This is a genomic window from Streptomyces sp. NPDC001348 (assembly GCF_053597535.1).
The window spans coordinates 213,383-230,134 of record NZ_JBSFIK010000002.1 but is presented as its reverse complement, the minus strand read 5'-3'; the positions used below and the strand labels follow the sequence as shown (position 1 = coordinate 230,134).

Annotated in this window: 17 protein-coding genes and 1 riboswitch; of the genes, 11 read left to right on the top strand and 6 right to left on the bottom strand. The window is 70.5% G+C overall.

What is annotated here, in order from left to right; translation table 11 throughout:
- Positions 1–33: 33 nt before the first annotated feature.
- Positions 34–1,299, bottom strand: a complete 1,266-nt coding sequence (locus tag ACWC21_RS02855; RefSeq protein WP_450877436.1) for a YncE family protein — start codon at positions 1,297–1,299, stop codon at positions 34–36.
- Positions 1,300–1,434: 135 nt separating this feature from the next.
- On the opposite strand from ACWC21_RS02855, the gene ACWC21_RS02850 reads away from it, so the two are divergent.
- The gene (locus ACWC21_RS02850; RefSeq protein ID WP_450877434.1) at positions 1,435–2,094 is read left to right on the top strand and encodes a TetR/AcrR family transcriptional regulator; all 660 of its coding nucleotides are present in this window, start codon (positions 1,435–1,437) and stop codon (positions 2,092–2,094) included.
- 92 nt (positions 2,095–2,186) lie between these two features.
- On the opposite strand, the gene ACWC21_RS02845 is transcribed toward ACWC21_RS02850, so the two are convergent.
- Positions 2,187–2,594 carry a RidA family protein gene (locus ACWC21_RS02845; protein WP_450877432.1) on the bottom strand — a complete coding sequence of 136 codons (408 nt, stop codon included), beginning with the start codon at positions 2,592–2,594 and terminating at the stop codon, positions 2,187–2,189.
- A gap of 140 nt (positions 2,595–2,734) precedes the next feature.
- Between ACWC21_RS02845 and ACWC21_RS02840 the strand changes: the two genes are divergently transcribed.
- Together ACWC21_RS02840 and ACWC21_RS02835 are read left to right on the top strand one after the other, a co-directional pair.
- On the top strand, positions 2,735–3,124 hold the full coding sequence (locus ACWC21_RS02840; RefSeq protein WP_450877430.1) for a winged helix-turn-helix transcriptional regulator: 390 nt from the start codon (positions 2,735–2,737) through the stop codon (positions 3,122–3,124).
- Positions 3,125–3,366: 242 nt separating this feature from the next.
- The gene (locus ACWC21_RS02835) at positions 3,367–5,334 is read left to right on the top strand and encodes an RICIN domain-containing protein (protein ID WP_450877428.1); all 1,968 of its coding nucleotides are present in this window, start codon (positions 3,367–3,369) and stop codon (positions 5,332–5,334) included.
- A gap of 11 nt (positions 5,335–5,345) precedes the next feature.
- On the opposite strand, the gene ACWC21_RS02830 is transcribed toward ACWC21_RS02835, so the two are convergent.
- Both ACWC21_RS02830 and ACWC21_RS02825 read right to left on the bottom strand, forming a co-directional pair.
- Positions 5,346–6,194 carry a bifunctional 5,10-methylenetetrahydrofolate dehydrogenase/5,10-methenyltetrahydrofolate cyclohydrolase gene (locus ACWC21_RS02830; protein ID WP_450877426.1) on the bottom strand — a complete coding sequence of 283 codons (849 nt, stop codon included), beginning with the start codon at positions 6,192–6,194 and terminating at the stop codon, positions 5,346–5,348.
- 23 nt (positions 6,195–6,217) lie between these two features.
- A riboswitch (ZMP/ZTP riboswitch) is annotated at positions 6,218–6,300 on the bottom strand.
- A 457-nt stretch (positions 6,301–6,757) separates the two neighbouring features.
- Complete coding sequence (locus tag ACWC21_RS02825) at positions 6,758–7,120, bottom strand: nuclear transport factor 2 family protein (RefSeq protein WP_450877424.1); 363 nt, start codon at positions 7,118–7,120, stop codon at positions 6,758–6,760.
- Between the two features lie 233 nt (positions 7,121–7,353).
- Here ACWC21_RS02825 and ACWC21_RS02820 point away from each other — a divergent pair, with 233 nt between their 5' ends.
- The 5 genes from ACWC21_RS02820 (at position 7,354) to ACWC21_RS02800 (ending at position 11,286) form a co-directional block, all read left to right on the top strand.
- Positions 7,354–8,439 (top strand): S-(hydroxymethyl)mycothiol dehydrogenase, encoded by a 1,086-nt coding sequence (locus ACWC21_RS02820; RefSeq protein WP_450877422.1) that lies wholly within the window; start codon positions 7,354–7,356, stop codon positions 8,437–8,439.
- The gene (locus ACWC21_RS02815) at positions 8,439–9,068 is read left to right on the top strand and encodes an MBL fold metallo-hydrolase (RefSeq protein WP_450877420.1); all 630 of its coding nucleotides are present in this window, start codon (positions 8,439–8,441) and stop codon (positions 9,066–9,068) included. The genes ACWC21_RS02820 and ACWC21_RS02815 overlap by 1 nt, the downstream gene beginning before the upstream one ends.
- Before the next feature lie 28 nt (positions 9,069–9,096).
- Positions 9,097–9,465: a DUF4180 domain-containing protein gene (locus ACWC21_RS02810; protein WP_450877418.1), complete on the top strand. Its 369-nt coding sequence runs from the start codon at positions 9,097–9,099 to the stop codon at positions 9,463–9,465.
- 77 nt (positions 9,466–9,542) lie between these two features.
- Positions 9,543–10,457 carry an SDR family oxidoreductase gene (locus ACWC21_RS02805; RefSeq protein WP_450877416.1) on the top strand — a complete coding sequence of 305 codons (915 nt, stop codon included), beginning with the start codon at positions 9,543–9,545 and terminating at the stop codon, positions 10,455–10,457.
- Between the two features lie 133 nt (positions 10,458–10,590).
- Positions 10,591–11,286 carry a L,D-transpeptidase family protein gene (locus ACWC21_RS02800; protein WP_450877414.1) on the top strand — a complete coding sequence of 232 codons (696 nt, stop codon included), beginning with the start codon at positions 10,591–10,593 and terminating at the stop codon, positions 11,284–11,286.
- Positions 11,287–11,289: 3 nt separating this feature from the next.
- Here the strand turns inward: ACWC21_RS02800 and ACWC21_RS02795 are convergent, their stop codons facing one another.
- Positions 11,290–12,492 (bottom strand): Gfo/Idh/MocA family protein, encoded by a 1,203-nt coding sequence (locus ACWC21_RS02795; protein WP_450877412.1) that lies wholly within the window; start codon positions 12,490–12,492, stop codon positions 11,290–11,292.
- Between the two features lie 99 nt (positions 12,493–12,591).
- On the opposite strand from ACWC21_RS02795, the gene ACWC21_RS02790 reads away from it, so the two are divergent.
- The gene (locus tag ACWC21_RS02790; RefSeq protein WP_450877410.1) at positions 12,592–13,758 is read left to right on the top strand and encodes an ROK family transcriptional regulator; all 1,167 of its coding nucleotides are present in this window, start codon (positions 12,592–12,594) and stop codon (positions 13,756–13,758) included.
- 100 nt (positions 13,759–13,858) lie between these two features.
- Positions 13,859–14,044, top strand: a complete 186-nt coding sequence (locus ACWC21_RS02785) for a hypothetical protein (protein WP_450877408.1) — start codon at positions 13,859–13,861, stop codon at positions 14,042–14,044.
- A 73-nt stretch (positions 14,045–14,117) separates the two neighbouring features.
- Here ACWC21_RS02785 and ACWC21_RS02780 read toward each other — a convergent pair whose 3' ends face one another.
- On the bottom strand, positions 14,118–15,494 hold the full coding sequence (locus ACWC21_RS02780; protein ID WP_450877406.1) for a S1 family peptidase: 1,377 nt from the start codon (positions 15,492–15,494) through the stop codon (positions 14,118–14,120).
- 245 nt (positions 15,495–15,739) lie between these two features.
- Here ACWC21_RS02780 and ACWC21_RS02775 point away from each other — a divergent pair.
- Positions 15,740–16,752 (top strand): aminotransferase class I/II-fold pyridoxal phosphate-dependent enzyme (locus tag ACWC21_RS02775; RefSeq protein WP_450877404.1); only part of this gene is annotated, 1,013 nt, incomplete at its 3' end.

Sequence of the window (16,752 nt, the reverse complement as noted above, 5' to 3'; positions counted from 1 at the left end):
GCGCCGCCGCACCCCGGAGGCCGCTCAGGGGCGTCAACTGCCCGACGGCCCCGTCCAGTCGGCCTGCACGTGCCCCAGCCGGACGCGCTGCGGGTGGTCGCCCACCGGCACGGACGTCACCTTCTGGCCGGTGGTGAAGTCGATGGCCGTGACCTGGTCGGCGCCGGACTCGGAGATGATGCAGTCCTTGCCGTCGCCGCTGACCGTGGCCCAGTAGGGCTTGGAGGCGGTGACCAGCGGGCCCTCCTGGAGGGTGGCGCGGTCGACGACGGTCGCGTAGTCGTCCATGGTGCCCGCCACGCACAGCTTGGTACCCGCGGGATTCATCGAGATGCCGTGGTGGCGCGAGTCGTTGACCCAGGTGGTGCGGTCCTCGCTGGTCGCCGGGTTCTTCGGCAGGGTCTTCATCCGGGTGATCTTGTCGGAGGCGACGTCGTACTCCAGGAAGCCGTTGAAGAACGACACCTGGAAGTAGAACTTCGACTCGTCGGGGGAGAAGACGGCCGGACGGACCGCGTCGGAGAAGTTCTTCAGGCCGAAGGCGTCCAGTCGGCTCCGCATGTCGATGACCTTGACCTGCTTGTACGTCGTCGCGTCCACCACCGTGATGTGGCGGTCGCCCTTGGTCCAGTCCGCGGACGGGTCGTCGAGGGAGGTGTTGACGTCCCCGATGGACATGTTCCAGATGTACTTGCCGTCCTTGGTGAAGATGTTCTCGTGCGGCTTGTCACCGGTGGCGAACGAACCGAGCTGCCGGCCGGTGTTGATGTCCAGCACGTGCACCTTGTTCGCGGTCGAGGCGGAGACCGCGACCCGGGTGCCGTCGGGGGAGACGGCCATGTGGTCGGCACGGTAACCGGCGACGGGGAACCGCCAGTTGATCTTCCCGGTGGCCAGGTCGATGGAGACGACGTCGGCGAAGCTCGGGCGGGAGACCACCACCGACTTGCCGTCGGGGGTCGAGTACATGTCGTCCGCGAACTGGTCGTGGCCCTCGCCGACACTGTTGCGGATCGCCTGGAAGTAGATCCACTTGATCGGGTCGGCGTTGATCTCCCCCATCCGCTGGTCCTTGTCCGGGATGACGTTGATCCGGCCGACCTTCGCGAAGTCCCCTGAGGACTTGATGACGTCCGCGGTGCCGTCCCAGTTGTTGCCCACGAACAGCACCTCGCGCAGGGCGGAGGCGTCGGAAGCGGCACTGGTGGAGGCGGCGGACGCGGCCGTGGCGGGGCCGGCGGCGGCCAGGACGAGGGCGGCGGCTATGGAGCAAAGGTGCCTGGATCTGGGGGCAGGCATGACTGCTCCCTCCTCTGAGGAATCTGAACACGGGTGCTTTCAAAATGAACTTACTGAAAAGTAAGGAGGGGGTGGCCTACTCGACAAGATGCGTGCACGACAAGATTGGCCATCGGCGGAGGACGGAGGGGGAGCATGACGGGCAGACTCAGGCCGCCGACGGGCCGCTACGGCGGCAGGTCCGCGGAGGAGCGGCAGGCCGAGCGGCGCCGCCGTTTCCTGGACGCGGCGCTCCAGTTGTTCGGTGACAGTCCGGGCTTCCGGGCGACGACCGTCGCCGCGCTGAGCCAGGCGGCAGGGCTGTCCACGCGTCAGTTCTACGAGGAGTTCCGCACCCTGGAGGACGTGCTGGCGGCACTGCACCTGCAGGTCAACGACTGGGCCGAGCAGGCGGTGCTGGCAGCCCTGGCGGAGGCGGAGGCGCTGCCGCTGGCCGAGCGCGTCACCGTGCTGTTCCGTGCCTACGCCCGCGACGTCACCTCCGACCCGCGCCGCATCCGCATCACCTTCGTCGAGATCATCGGCGTCAGCCCGCGCCTGGAGGAACAAAGGCTCGCCCGCCGCGCCGGCTGGGTGGACCTCATCTGCGCCGAGGCGAGTGCCGCCGCCGCCCGCAAAGACGCCGAGGACCGCGACTACCGCCTGGCCGCGACCGCCTTCATCGGCAGCGTCAACGGCCTGCTCCACGACTGGAGCGCCGGGTGGGTGGACGCCACCCTGGACGAGGTGGTCGACGAACTGGCACGGCAGCTGCTGGGAATCCTCCGCCCGCAGGGGTGGGCGCCAAGGCGCTGAGCCGCACGGACCGGTGCCGCGGGGAGTGCCTCGGCGCGCCGGCCGGATGGCGCCGTGGCATGCGGGCCGGCACGGCACACGACCTCCGCGGTTCAGTCGAGGACCGCGGTGGCCTCGATCTCGACCAGATGCTCGGGGACGTCCAGCGCCGCGACGCCGATCAGTGTGGCCGGCGGGACCGGAGTGCCACCCAGCTTCGCGGCAGCCCGGGAGGCTCCCTCCAGGAGGAAGGGCATCTTGTCGCCGGTCCAGTCGGCGACGTAGACGGTCAGCCTGGCCACGTCGTCGAAGGAACCGCCGGCCGCGCCCAGCGCGGTGGCGATGTTGAGGTAGCACTGCTCGACCTGCGCGGCGAGGTCGCCCTCGCCGACCGTGGCCCCTTCCGCGTCCCAGGCGACCTGCCCGGCGATGAAGACCAGCTTCGAACCGGAGGCGATCGCCACCTGCCGGTAGACATCGATCTTCGGCAGCCCGTCGGGGTTCTTCAGGGTGATGGCCATCTGTCCGCCTCTTCGTCCGGGCCCTCGCGAGCCGGTGTTCGTCAAAACCAGACCCTCGTGGTCTCTTGTGGTTACTCGGGAACGGTAGGAGAGTGGCCGTTGACATGGAAGAACGCACTTTTCGGTGACTGGGGAACCTGATGGTGACCAAGCAGTTCAGCGGCTCGGCCGAGGAGGCCGACCTGCGGCGGGCAGACTCCCTGGGGCGCGAGATCTTCGCCGACGTCGCCAACAAGTGGGCGCTGTTGATCATCGAAGCCCTCGGGGAGGGCACCCTGCGCTTCAGTGAGCTGCGCGATCGGGTCGAGGGCATCAGCCACAAGATGCTCACCCAGAACCTGCGCATGCTGGAGCGCAACGGCATGGTCGAGCGGACCGTCCATCCCACGGTCCCGCCCCGCGTCGAGTACACCCTCACCGAAGCGGGCCACGGACTGCGGGCCACGGTCGACGGGATGTGCGAATGGACCTACCGGTACTTCCGGCACATCGAGTCCGCCCGGCGGCACTTCGAGTCCGGCGGCCGCTGAACGTGTAGCCCCCGTCGGCCGGGGTCCCTTTTCGGGTGGCGCGCGACCCTCCACCCATCGAACCGGGGGTCAACGACCCGGTGGTGCTGTCGCGTTCGGGTCCGCGATGCCCGTCCGGTCACTCCTGTCGCATCCGTTGACTTCACCCTCCGGCGGCTCTACGGTCGGCGCGCGAAGCGTTCGGATTGCCGATCTGCGTTCGAAATACCGTGCGAGCCTTGAAGATTCTCTGGAGGAGCCGCATGTACCCCCCACCCCCGCCCCGGCGCGGCGCTCTCGTCGGCCGCTGCGGAGCCGCCGCCGTACGCGCCCTGGCCCTGGCCCTGACCGCGGCCGCCGCGCTCCTCTTCGCCCAGCCGGTCGCTGCCCAGGCCGCGACGAGCCGTCAGATTCCGGTCCCCACCGCGCCGATGGGCTGGGCCTCCTGGAACAGCTTCGCCGCGAAGATCGACCACAACGTCATCAAACAGCAGACCGACGCCTTCGTCGCCGCGGGTCTGCCGGCCGCCGGCTACAAGTACGTCAACATCGACGAGGGCTGGTGGCAGGGCACCCGGGACGGGGACGGCAACATCACCGTCGACACCTCGGAGTGGCCGGGCGGGATGAGCGCCGTCGCCGACTACATCCACAGCAAGGGCCTCAAGGCCGGCATCTACACCGACGCGGGCAGGAACGGCTGCGGCTACTACTACCCGACCGGCCGGCCCGCCGCCGCGAACACGGGCAGCGAGGGCCACTACGCCCAGGACATGCTCCAGTTCTCCGAGTGGGGCTTCGACTTCGTCAAGGTCGACTGGTGCGGCGGCGACGCCGAGGGACTCGACGCGAAGACGACGTACCGGTCCATCAGCGACGCGGTCGCCAAGGCCACGGCGACGACCGGCCGTCCGCTCACCCTCTCGATCTGCAACTGGGGCAAACAGAACCCCTGGAACTGGGCGCCGGGCCAGGCCCCGATGTGGCGGACCAGCACCGACATCATCTACTACGGCAACAAGCCGTCGATGACGAACCTGCTGTCGAACTTCGACCAGACCCTGCACCCCACCGCCCAGCACACCGGCTACTACAACGACCCGGACATGCTGATGGTCGGCATGAACGGCTTCACCGCCGCCCAGAACCGCACCCACATGAACCTGTGGGCGATCTCGGGCGCCCCGCTGCTGGCCGGCAACGACCTGACGACGATGACGTCGGAGACCGCCTCGATCCTGAAGAACCCCGAGGTCATCGCCGTCGACCAGGACCCGCGCGGACTGCAGGGCGTCAAGGTCGCCGAGGACGGCACCGGACTGCAGGTGTACGGCAAGGTGCTGTCCGGCAACGGCAACCGCGCGGTCGTGCTCCTCAACCGGACGTCCGCGGCCAAGGACATCACCGTACGCTGGTCCGACCTCGGCCTGACCGACGCCCCCGCGACGGTCCGCGACCTGTGGGCCCGGTCCGACGTGGGCAGCCACGGCACGAGCTACACGGCAAGTGTCCCCGCGGGCGGCTCGGTGATGCTCACGGTCACCGGTGGCACCGAGGCCGCGAGCAGCACGTACTCGGGTACGTCGGGCTTCACCGGCGTGGCCGCGAGCAGCACCGGGGTGAAGACCGTCGACGTCTCCTACACCAACACCGCCTCCACCGCACGCACGGCCACCCTCCAGGTCAACGGCCAGGGCAGCACGACGGTCTCCTTCCCGCCCACCGGGTCGAGCGCGGGGACGGTCTCCGTCGCGGTCGCCCTGTCGAAGGGCTCGTCCAACAAGCTCACCTTCTCCGACGCCCCCGCCCTCGACTCCATCACGGTCCGACCACTTCCCGGCGCGGCAGGCGCCCTGGTCGTCGGCAAGCAGTCCGGCCGCTGCCTCGACATCTACGACAACACCATCGCCAACGGCACGCAGGCCGAGGTGTGGGACTGCAACGGCGGCCAGAACCAGTCCTGGACGTACACCTCCCGCAAGGAACTGGTGGTCTACGGCAACAAGTGCCTGGACGCCTACAACCAGGGCACCACCAACGGCACCAAGGTCGTCGTCTGGGACTGCAACGGCCAGAAGAACCAGCAGTGGAACGTGAACGGCGACGGCACGATCACCAATGTCAACACCGGTCTCTGCCTGGACGTGTACAACAACGCCACGGCCAACGGCAGCCTGCTGGACCTGTGGTCCTGCAACGGCCAGACCAACCAGCGGTGGTCGCTGACGTAGCGACCCGCTGATCACGCCTCCAGTTGCCGGGCGGCGGCTTCCACGGTCTGCTCCAGGAGCGTGGCGATCGTCATCGGCCCGACGCCGCCCGGCACCGGCGTGATCAGCGAGGCCCGCTCCACGGCCGAGTCGAAGTCGACGTCACCGACGTTCCCCGGGTTGTAGCCCGCGTCGATCACGACCGCCCCGGGCTTGATGTCCTGACCCTTGACCAGCCGGGGGCGCCCGACCGCGGCGACCACGATGTCCGCCTCGCGGACCGCCGCCGACAGGTCACGGGTGCGTGAGTGGCAGTACGTCACCGTGGCGTCGCGGGCCAGGAGCAGCATGCCGACCGGCCTGCCCAGGATCGCGCTGCGGCCGACCACGACGGCCCGCCGGCCGGCCGGGTCGACGCCGTACTCGTCGAGCAGCCGCAGAATCCCGCCGGGGGTGCAGGACACGAACCCGGGCAGACCGAAGCTCATCGTGGCGAAGGAGGCGAAGGTGACGCCGTCGACGTCCTTCTCGGGCGCGATCGCCTCGAACGCGGCCCGCTCGTCGATGTGGTCACCCACCGGGTGCTGCAACAGGATCCCGTGGACGCCGGGGTCGTCGGAGAGTTCCCGCAGCCTTCCGACCAGCTCCCCGGTGGTCGTGGCGGCGGACAGCGCCACGTGCCGCGACTCGATGCCCGCCTTGCGGCAGCGGTTCTGCTTCATCCGGACGTAGGTGACGGACGCCGGATCCGCACCGACCAGCACGGTCGCCAGACAGGGCGCCGTACCCGTCCGGGCGGTGAGTTCGGCGGCCTTCCCGGCGGCGTCCTCGACGATGCGGCGGGCGAGCGTGGTGCCGTCCATGAGCCGGGCCTGCGACATGGTCCACTCCTGAGCTGGTCGGTCCTCATCGCCCAGGCGCACGGCATCGACGGTGCGGACCGCTCCCCGGTGGTGCTCCACCTCAGCGCCAGTCACGGCCCGCCCCCACCCTAACGGAGGTGCCGCGCGGCTCAGTTGCGGTCCTCGGAGGCCGGCGGCCCGGCGTGGTGGCCCGTCGCCGGCGGTCGAGCGCCGGGGTGCAGCCCGTCCCGGCCGGCCGATCTGCTGGGGCTGACCCGCGGGGCCGCTGTCGGGCCCGGCTCGGGCCGATCGAGGAGGCCGGGCTGATCGGTACCCATGAGACGGGCGACCGGCGGCGGATGCGGGTGCGGCTCACCGCGGCAGGGCACGCCGCCTTCGAAGCACAGGCCGGGTCCGCGGACGCGGGCGGGAGCGCGCTGCTCGCAGCACTGACCGAAGCAGAGCGGCGGACACCGTCCGACCTGCTGCGGAAACCGGTCCTGGCCGCCGAGGCAGAGCACGGCGGGTCCGCCCCAGCGCCGCCCGCGTGGAGAAGGTCCAGGTCAGACGGGAGCTGACCTGGATCCTCGCGGTCCTCCCCCCTATTCGTCCCATGCCTGGATCATGATCTGCTCGGTGATCCTGCCGTCGCGCAACGTGATCATCGACTCGGCGAGGACCCGGACGCCGTCCGCGTACTCGCAGGACTCGGTGAAGGCGGCACGGTCGCCCTGCACGACACAGCCGTCCAGCTTGTGCGTCATGTCGCGGCTGTAGACGTCGTCGAGCATCTCGGCGATCTCGCCGCGGCCGTGCAGCACCTTCGGGTGACTGGGCTGGGAGTTGCGGTCGACGATGCGGATCTCCGCGTCGTCCGAGTAGAGCGACAGCAGGGTGTTCTTGCCGCCCTCTATCCCTCGACGCAGCGTCTCGGTGCTGAAGGCGGATCCTGACGCGGTGCCCATGATGATCTCCTTCCAGGGCCCGCGACGCGAGGAGCAGCGGGCCGCGCGGGCCCTCCTTTCGAGACTCCTCCGCCCCGGCGGCCTCGGCAAGCGCAGTCCGCCCGTCGCGGCGGGTGCCCCGAGAAAGCTCGGCGACCTGCGCCGTGCGCGCTGCGGTCACGGATCGGTCGCACGTAGGGTCAGCAGTGCAGGAGCATCACCGAAGCGGGAGCTTCGACGGAAGGAGCCTGACCATGGCGCAGGAAGTACGCGGCGTGATCGCACCGGGCAAGGACCAGCCCGTGCGGATCGAGACGATCGTCGTACCGGACCCGGGGCCGGGTGAAGCCGTGGTGCGGGTCCAGGCCTGCGGCGTCTGCCATACCGACCTGCACTACAAGCAGGGCGGCATCAGTGACGACTTCCCGTTCCTGCTGGGGCATGAGGCGGCGGGCGTGGTGGAGTCGGTCGGCGAGGGCGTCACCGATGTCGCGCCGGGCGACTTCGTCGTCCTCAACTGGCGGGCGGTGTGCGGCCATTGCCGGGCATGTCTGCGCGGGCGGCCCTGGTACTGCTTCGACACCCACAACGCGGGGCAGAAGATGACCCTGACCGACGGCACGGAACTCTCCCCGGCCCTCGGGATCGGCGCCTTCGCGGAGAAGACACTGGTCGCGGCCGGGCAGTGCACCAAGGTCGACCCGTCGGTCTCCCCGCAGGTGGCCGGACTGCTGGGCTGCGGTGTGATGGCCGGCATCGGCGCCGCGATCAACACCGGCGACGTCGGCCGGGGCGACACCGTCGCCGTGATCGGGTGCGGCGGCGTAGGGGACGCGGCGATCGCCGGGTCCCACCTGGCCGGCGCGGCGAAGATCGTCGCGGTGGACATCGACGAACGCAAGCTGGAGACGGCCCGCTCGCTGGGCGCCACCCACACGGTCAACTCCAAGGAGACCGACCCCGTCGAGGCGATCCGCGAGCTGACCGGCGGCTTCGGCGCGGACGTCGTCATCGAGGCGGTCGGCCGCCCGGAGACCTACCGGCAGGCCTTCTACGCCCGCGACCTGGCCGGCACGGTCGTGCTCGTCGGGGTGCCCACACCGGAGATGAAGCTCGAACTGCCCCTGCTGGACGTCTTCGGCCGCGGCGGGGCGCTGAAGTCCTCCTGGTACGGCGACTGCCTGCCGAGCAGGGACTTCCCGATGCTCATCGACCTGCACCTGCAGGGGCGGCTGCCGCTGGACAAGTTCGTCACCGAGACCATCCGGCTCGACGAGGTGGAGAAGGCGTTCGAGCGGATGCACCACGGCGACGTGCTGCGCTCGGTGGTGGTGCTGTGATGGCCGCGCGCATCGAACGCCTCGTCACGTCCGGGCAGTTCACTCTCGACGGTGGCACCTGGGACGTCGACAACAACGTGTGGATCGTCGGCGACGACCACGAGGTGATCGTCATCGACGCCGCACACGACGCCGACGCCATCGCCGAGGCGGTGGGAAACCGCCGTCTGACGGCGATCGTGTGCACCCACGCCCACAACGACCACATCGACGCCGCTCCCGCCCTCGCCGACCGCACCGGCGCCACGATCTGGCTGCACCCCGACGACCTGCCCCTGTGGAAGCTCACCCACCCCGACCGCGACCCGGACGCCCACCTCGCCGACGGTCAGGTCATCGAGGCGGCCGGCGCCGACCTCACCGTGCTGCACACACCCGGCCACGCGCCCGGAGCGGTGTGTCTGTACGACCCCGGACTGGGCACCGTCTTCACCGGTGACACCCTCTTCCAGGGCGGCCCGGGCGCCACCGGCCGTTCCTACTCGCACTTCCCGACCATCATCGGCTCCATCCGCGACCGCCTCCTCACCCTGCCCCCCGAGACCGAGGTCCTCACCGGCCACGGTGATCCGACCACCATCGGGGCGGAGGCGCCTCACCTGGAGGAGTGGACAAAGCGCGGGCACTGATCCCCAACTCGGCCGTACGATCAGGGACATGACCACCAACACCCTCGAAACACTCCACGACGTCCGCGTCCTGCGCTGCGCCGCCGACGGTCCGTCCCTCGACGGCGAGGCCGCGGCGCTCGAGCTGATCGGCGACGCCTTCGGGCAGGACGCGGAGCTGGTCGCGGTGCCGGTCGAGCGGGTCGCGGACGAGTTCTTCCGGCTGCGGTCGGGCGTCGCGGGGGCCGTCGTGCAGAAGTTCGTGAACTACCGGCTGCGGCTCGCCGTCGTCGGGGACATCTCTTCGCACGTCGAGGACAGCACGGCCCTGCGGGACTTCGTGTACGAGTCGAACCAGGGCGGCCACCTCTGGTTCGTCCCCGGACACGACGCCTTGGAGGACAGGCTGCGCCGCTGAAAATGGCGACAGAAGGTGTCCGGCTTCCCCGTCACTCTGAACCTCGACAGCAGTCGTACAGGTAAGGGAGGCCGGACATGCCGGGTCCGCTGGAAGGCAAGGTCGCACTGGTCGCGGGCGCGACGCGCGGCGCGGGACGCGGGATCGCGGTGGAGCTCGGCGCGGCCGGCGCCACGGTGTACGTCAGCGGACGCAGCACCCGCGCGCGGCGCTCGGAGTACGATCGCCCCGAGACCATCGAGGACACCGCAGACCTGGTCACCGAGGCCGGCGGCCGGGGCGTCCCGGTACCCGCCGACCACCTGGACCCCGACCAGGTCCGTGCCCTCGTCGACCGGATCGCCGGCGAACGCGGGCGCCTCGACGTCCTGGTCAACGACATCTGGGGCGCCGAGCACCTCTTCGCCTGGGACACCCCGCTGTGGGAGCACGACCTCGACAAGGGGCTGCGCCTGCTCCGCCTCGCCGTCGAGACCCACGCGATCACCAGCCACCACGCGCTGCCGTTGCTGCTGCGGCGCCCCGGCGGCCTGGTCGTCGAGGTCACCGACGGCACCGCCGACTACAACCGCGACACCTACCGGGTGAACTTCTTCTACGACCTGGCCAAGGCCTCCGTGCTGCGCATGGCCTTCGCCCTCGGCCATGAACTCGGCCCACGCGGCGCCACCGCCGTGGCCCTGACCCCTGGCTGGCTGCGCTCCGAGATCATGCTCGACACCTTCGGCGTACGGGAGGGCAACTGGCGCGACGCCCTGCGGCGCGAGCCCCACTTCGCCATCTCCGAGACCCCGCGCTACATCGGGCGGGCCGTCGCCGCCCTCGCCGCCGATCCGGGCGTGGCCCGCTTCAACGGCACCTCCCTCTCCAGCGGAGGGCTCGCCCGGGTGTACGGCTTCACGGACCTGGACGGCAGCCGCCCGGACGCCTGGCGCTACCTGGTGGAGGTACAGGACAGGGGCGAGCCGGCCGACACCACGGGCTACCGCTGATCGGGGCCCGTCGGTAACGAAGTTCCCTGTTCGGTCACAGCGTGATGGTTCCTACAACCGCCCTCCCCTCCCACGAGTCTTCTTTTCCGGCATCGGGGGCATGGTGACCGCGACTGAAGGGCAGAGGGTTGGCATGGGGGACATACGCAGACGGAGCGCGGTGGCGCTCGGGATAACCGGACTTGTGGCGCCGCTCACGCTCGCGCTGGGCACCGCTCCGGCGCAGGCGGCGAGTTGCACGACACAGGCGGGGCCGTACCAGAAGCAGGTGGAGAAGTTCCTCGGCCGCCCGGTCGACGGAAAGCAGTCCTCCGCCGACTGCAAGGCGATCCAGGCCTTCCAGAACAAGCACGGCATCACACCCGCCATCGGCTACGCGGGTCCCGTCACCTGGGGTGTGATGGACCTGATGAACAAGCAGAAGGCCGTCGGGAACAATCCCAACAAGGACGGCAAGTGCCCGGTGAACAAGGGCCGCATCGCCTGTGTGAACCTCAGCCTCCAGCTGAGCTGGATCCAGGACGGCGACAAACTGGTCTACGGCCCGGTGCCGGTGCGCACCGGGCGGGACAAGTTCGAGACCCGCACCGGTCTGAAGAAGATCTACTGGCGGGACATCGACCACGTCTCGACCGTCTACAACGTGCCGATGCCCTACAGCCAGTTCTTCGACGGCGGCCAGGCCTTCCACTCGGTGAACCTCAGCATGTGGAACCCGCCGGGCTCGCACGGCTGCGTCAACATGACGACGAAGGACGCCAAGAAGTACTGGTCGCTGCTGAAGACCGGCGACGACGTCTTCGTCTACGGCCGCAAGCCGGGCACCTGAGCCTCACGCCCGGGGGGCGTCCCCGAAGTCGGGGATCTCCAGCCGTACCCCGCCCTGCCGCGCGGACTCGTGCGCGACGATGCCCGGCAGGGTGTAGCGGGCCGCGACCCACGCGTTCACCGACGGCAGGGTGCGGGTGGCCACGGCGGTCACGAAGTCGTCCACCAGGAAGTGGTGGCTGCCCTCGTGGCCGTTGTGCAGGTGGTCGAACTCCCTGGGCAGCCGCGACCGGTCGTGCACGGGCGCCGACCCCGAGGTGAACGCCGCCCGCAGCTCCGGCGCGATGTGCTGGAGCGAGGGGTCGTCCGGGGACATCGTGGGCTTCGGCTCCAGCAGCTCCGTGATGTCCTTCACGCCTTTCTTGTCCTGCCACAGCGCGACCGTGGCGAGCTGTTCCATGCTCGCGTCCGTGCCGAAGAACCGGAACCGCGACTCCCGTATGTGGGAGGGGTAGCCGACCCGCCGGAACTCGTTGGTACGGAACGAACCACCGCCCGCCACCTCGAACAGCGCGGTCGCGTTGGAGAAGTCGTTCCCGAACCGGCTGACCTCCTTGTCGAACACGCCGTCCCCGCGCTCGTCGACCACGCCGATCGCCGACACGCTCACCGCGTGCGTCCGCCAGGCGCCCAGCACCCCGCCCACCGAGTGCGTCGGATACAGCAGCGGGGGATAGCTGGCGGTCGACTTCCGGTTCTCGCCGCCGCTGTACTGGTACGCCTCGTAGAACCCCAGGTCCATGTCGTGGACGTAGTCGCCCTCGGCGTAGAACAGCCGCCCGAAGGCGCCCTCGGCGATCTGGTTGCGGGCGTGCACGGTCGCCGGGTTGTACTGGCTGGTCTCGCCCATCATGTAGGTCAGGCCGGTAGTCCGGACCGCCTCGACGATCGCCGCGATCTCCTCGGTGGTGATCGCCATGGGCACCGCGCTGTACACGTGTTTTCCGGCCGTCAGCGCCTGCAGGACCAGCGGGCCGTGGGTCCAGCGCTGGGTGAAGATCGCGACCGCGTCCACCGCCGTCGACTCCAGCATGGCCTCGTACGACGGGAAGGTCCCCGCGAGCCCCTGCGCGGCGGCGAGCCGTTCGGCCCGCTCCGGCAGCAGGTCGGTGACGAAGACGTCGCCGACCCCCGGGTGGGCCTGGAAGAGCGTGGCGAACTGACCGGAGAACTGTCCGGCTCCGACGATGCCGAGGGAGAAAGTCATGGACTTACTTTTGGCCCGAAAGAATCTCGATGTCAAGGGTCGACTTCCGGCGCACCGTCTCGGCTCCCGACCGGGGCCGGGATGGCATCATTACTTCTGATGCAGAAGAATTCCGGACTCGGGTGGCCCCCTCTGAGCCCCGCGGAGCGCTCCGTGGCGATCGAGGTGCTCCTCCATGGCCCCCTCTCGCGCACCGAACTCGCCCGGCGGCTGGATCTCTCGGCGGGCAGTCTCACCCGGCTGACCAAGCCGCTCATCGCGTCCGGCCTGCTGGTGGAGGTGCCCGACACCGGCGCCACGGCCCTGGCGCGGCAGGGGCGACCGTCACAGCCCCTCGATGTCGTCGCCGGCTCCCGTGCCTTCCTCGGGTTCAAGGTCACCGGTGACATGGTCTACGGCGTCGTCACCACACTCCGCAGTGAGGTCACGGCACGTCTGGGCCGCCCGCTCACCGGCCACGACCCCGAGGAGGTGGCCGGCACACTGGCCGCCATGACCGCCGAACTGGGCGCCGCCGCCGGCGCCCCGCTCGTGGGCATCGGCATCGGCGTGGGCGGTCTGGTCCGGGAGCGGGCCGTGGTCGGCGACTCCCCGTACCTGGGCTGGCGTGACGTGCCCCTGGCCGGACTGGTGGGGGAGCGCACCGGGCTGCCCGTGGTCGTCGAGAACGACGTCGCCGCCCTCGTCGAGGCGGAGACCTGGTTCGGTGCCGGACGCGGTCTGGAGCGCTTCGTCGTACTGACGATCGGGGCAGGCATCGGCTACGGGCTGGTGCTCGGGGGCAAGCGGGTGCCGCACGCCGGGGAGGACCGCGGCTTTGGACACCACTGGATCATCCAGCCGCACGGCCCGCTGACCCCGGACGGCGCACGCGGCAGCGCCGTGTCCCTGCTCACCATCCCCAGCATCCGCTACCAGGTCCGGGCCGCCACCGGCCGCGACGTGACGTACGAGGAGATCCTCGCCGGCGCCGCGGAGGGCGAGCCGATGGCCGCGCGGGTGATCGACGACGCGGCGCGGGCGCTGGGCACGCTGATCGCGCAGATCGCCAACTTCGCGATGCCGCAGAAGATCCTGCTCGCGGGGGAGGGGGTCGGGCTGATGGACGTGGCCGGGGCGACGGTCGAGGAGGGCATCCGGGCAGGCCGTCACCCGCTGGCCGCACCGGTCCGCCTGGAGACGAAGGTCTCCGACTTCCACGACTGGGCCCGCGGGGCGGCGGTGCTGGCGATCCAGGTGCTGGTCCTCGGCGGCGCCGAAGGGTGAACTCGCCGTAGCTTGCCGCTCTCTTGACGTGACGAGCAACACGGTCCGTTATGTCCGTATTCCATGCACTTACTCACGGCACCTTCACGCCGATCGGCATATGCTTCACATCATGTCCACCACTGTTGAAGCCGTCACCGAGCGATCGGCCGCGGAGGTCAACGAGGAGATCCGGGCCCTTTGGCTCCGGTCGGGCGGGACACTGACCACCGAGCAGCGTGAGGAGTACCAGCGGCTCGTGTTGGAGTGGGCCGCCGCCACCCCTCAGCCGGACCCCGCGGCCTGATCCGCCGACCCCGCAGTACCGTCCAGGGCACCCGTGAGCGCACGGGTGCCCTTCTCGTCCGTCTCCGGCCGGATCAGCCCCACGTGGCCCCGTAGTACCTCTGGTAGGCCCTGCGTTCCTGCTCCGAACGGAAGTACCGCGTCGCGACCAGGGCGATCAGACTCCCCGCGATCACCAGCAGGCCGGGACCGACGTTCCTGGTGTCGGTGAGCCGGGACAGGAAGGTCGTGCCCTCCACGGTGCCGGTGACCGGCGCCGACGAGCCGGGGGAGGCCGCGTTGGGCGCGACGGTGCTCTGGGTGGCCGCACCGGACGGAGCGGGAGAGGCGCCCTGGTTCCCGGTGGCGTTCTGCGCCGACACGATCAGCCGGACGCCCAGCGCCGACATGGCCTTGGTGATCGGCTGGAAGAAGGTCGTACCGCCCGTGGTGCAGTCGCCGCTGCCGCCCGAGGTCACTCCCAGTGCGACGCCGTCCGAGAACAGCGGGCCGCCGCTGTCGCCCGGTTCGGCGCACACGTTGGTCTGGATCAGCCCGGTGACGGTCCCCTCCGGGTAGTTCACGGTCGCGTTGAGTCCCGTCACCGTTCCGTCGTGCAGGCCGCTGGTGCTGCCGCTGCGGAACACCTTCTGCCCGACCGTGGCATCGGCCGCTCCGGTGATCCGGACGCCGTTGCCGTTGCCGATGGCCACCACGTCCGCGCCGTCCCCGGCCTTCCCGGACGCGTACTGGATCAGGGAGAAGTCGTTGCCGGGGAAGTTGCTCTGGAGCGTCGTGCCCAGTTGCTGGTTGCCCTGGTTGTCGGCGAACCAGGTGGAACCGGCGGGCCCGCAGTGACCGGCCGTCAGGATGAAGTCGCTCTTGCCGTTGGTGACGTTGAAGCCCGCCGAGCACCGGCCGGTGGTCGACAGGATCGGCTGCGCCCCGTTGAGGCGGGTCGTGAAGGTGGTCCCGGTGCGCTCCATGCGCACGAAGCCGCCGATGCCCTTCGCCACCTTCGACAGCCGCTTCCAGTCCGCGGCCGACACGGTCTTGTCGGCCTGCACCACCACCTGGTTGGTCTTGTAGTCCACGGACCATGCCGTGCCCGCCACACGGGGCGCCGAACGCAGCGCGGCGGTGGCCGACTTCAGCTCGTTCATGCTGTGCCGCACGACCTTCGGCTCGGCCCCCGCCTTCTTCACCGTGGCCGCCGCCCCGTCGTCCGTGACCGCGACGACCGGCCGCCCGTCGGCGCCGATCCAGCTGCCCGCCGTGCGCGAGGTGCCGAGCTCGGCCACCAGGGCGGTGCCGGTGTTCCCGGCCCCGCTCGCCGTACTGAAGGGCACGGCGGACGTGCCGGGACTCTCGCTCGCCATGGCCTGGGTGACCATCACCCCGCCCAGCAGGAGTCCGCCGACCGCCGCCAGCTGTGTCACCCGCCGGACGACCCGTCGTCGTGCGTGCCTCATCGCATGGCTCCCGAACCCGAACGCGTGCGGTGCCCCTACAACACCGCGGGGCTCTCCGGTCGTTGAGCGCCCTGTCCTTCATACGCGCGCCGGGGCGCGGGCGTTCACCGCTGCGGTGATCTTCTCGGCTCCGCCCGGTCCGCGCCGGTCGTCCCCGGCCGTCCGTGGCCGGGACGAGCGGTCGAGCGGGCGGTCTCCAGCCGCGTCCCGTACCCGGTCACGCTCCGGCCCCCTATCTTGAGCCCATGAGCAGCATCCCTCACGACACATCCGGTGAACCGAATCCGCTGCGCGCACTCACCCTCGACCGCCTCCGGTGCCGCACCAGCATGAAATGGCGTACCTACCCGTCGGACGTGCTGCCGATGTGGGTGGCGGAGATGGACGTGCCGCTCGCCCCGGCCGTGACCGGCGCGGTCACCCGGGCACTGGAGCTGGGGGACACCGGCTATCCGGCGGGCACCGCCTACGCCGAGGCGCTGGTCGCGTTCGCCGCCGAGCGGTGGGGCCGGCACGGCCTCGCCGTGGAACGCGCGGCGATCGTGCCCGACGTGATGCTGGGCGTCGTCGAGATGCTCAAACTGGTCACCGGCCCGGGAGATCCGGTGGTCGTCAACCCGCCGGTGTACCCGCCGTTCTTCCAGTTCGTCACCCACATGGACCGGCGCGTGGTCGAGGCGCCGCTCGGGGCGGACCAGCGGATCGACCTCGACGTCCTGCAGGAGGCCTTCCGCAGTGCGGTCGCCGGCGGTGGGCGGGCCGCGTACCTGCTGTGCAGCCCGCACAACCCCACCGGCACCGTGCACACCGCCGGTGAACTGGCCGCCGTCGCCGCGCTCGCCGAGCGGTACGGCGTGCGGGTCGTGGCCGACGAGATCCACGCACCGCTGGTCGCCCCGGGCGCCGTCTTCGTGCCGTACCTGGGCGTGCCGGGCGGGGAGCGCGGCCTGTCGCTGATGTCGGCGTCCAAGGGCTGGAACCTGGCGGGCCTCAAGGCCGCGCTGGCCCTCGCCGGACCCGAGGCCGCCGCCGACCTCGCCCGGTTGCCCGAGGAGGTGGGGCACGGCCCCAGCCACGTCGGCGTCATCGCGCACACGGCCGCCCTGCGGGACGGCACCGGCTGGCTGGACGCCCTGCTGGCCGGCCTCGACGACAACCGGCGTCTGCTCGCCCGTCTGCTCGCCGAGCACCTGCCCGCCGTCCGGTACCGCCCGGGCGAGGCCACCTGTCTGGCCTGGCTGGACTGCCGCGGGCTCGG

Bases quoted from the DNA above. Each gene is read 5' to 3' on its own strand.
- ACWC21_RS02855 (WP_450877436.1), bottom strand. From the start codon at position 1,299: ATGCCTGCCCCCAGATCCAGGCACCTTTGCTCCATAGCCGCCGCCCTC.
- ACWC21_RS02850 (WP_450877434.1), top strand. From the start codon at position 1,435: ATGACGGGCAGACTCAGGCCGCCGACGGGCCGCTACGGCGGCAGGTCC.
- ACWC21_RS02845 (WP_450877432.1), bottom strand. From the start codon at position 2,594: ATGGCCATCACCCTGAAGAACCCCGACGGGCTGCCGAAGATCGATGTC.
- ACWC21_RS02840 (WP_450877430.1), top strand. From the start codon at position 2,735: ATGGTGACCAAGCAGTTCAGCGGCTCGGCCGAGGAGGCCGACCTGCGG.
- ACWC21_RS02835 (WP_450877428.1), top strand. From the start codon at position 3,367: ATGTACCCCCCACCCCCGCCCCGGCGCGGCGCTCTCGTCGGCCGCTGC.
- ACWC21_RS02830 (WP_450877426.1), bottom strand. From the start codon at position 6,194: ATGTCGCAGGCCCGGCTCATGGACGGCACCACGCTCGCCCGCCGCATC.
- ACWC21_RS02825 (WP_450877424.1), bottom strand. From the start codon at position 7,120: ATGGGCACCGCGTCAGGATCCGCCTTCAGCACCGAGACGCTGCGTCGA.
- ACWC21_RS02820 (WP_450877422.1), top strand. From the start codon at position 7,354: ATGGCGCAGGAAGTACGCGGCGTGATCGCACCGGGCAAGGACCAGCCC.
- ACWC21_RS02815 (WP_450877420.1), top strand. From the start codon at position 8,439: ATGGCCGCGCGCATCGAACGCCTCGTCACGTCCGGGCAGTTCACTCTC.
- ACWC21_RS02810 (WP_450877418.1), top strand. From the start codon at position 9,097: ATGACCACCAACACCCTCGAAACACTCCACGACGTCCGCGTCCTGCGC.
- ACWC21_RS02805 (WP_450877416.1), top strand. From the start codon at position 9,543: ATGCCGGGTCCGCTGGAAGGCAAGGTCGCACTGGTCGCGGGCGCGACG.
- ACWC21_RS02800 (WP_450877414.1), top strand. From the start codon at position 10,591: ATGGGGGACATACGCAGACGGAGCGCGGTGGCGCTCGGGATAACCGGA.
- ACWC21_RS02795 (WP_450877412.1), bottom strand. From the start codon at position 12,492: ATGACTTTCTCCCTCGGCATCGTCGGAGCCGGACAGTTCTCCGGTCAG.
- ACWC21_RS02790 (WP_450877410.1), top strand. From the start codon at position 12,592: ATGCAGAAGAATTCCGGACTCGGGTGGCCCCCTCTGAGCCCCGCGGAG.
- ACWC21_RS02785 (WP_450877408.1), top strand. From the start codon at position 13,859: ATGCTTCACATCATGTCCACCACTGTTGAAGCCGTCACCGAGCGATCG.
- ACWC21_RS02780 (WP_450877406.1), bottom strand. From the start codon at position 15,494: ATGAGGCACGCACGACGACGGGTCGTCCGGCGGGTGACACAGCTGGCG.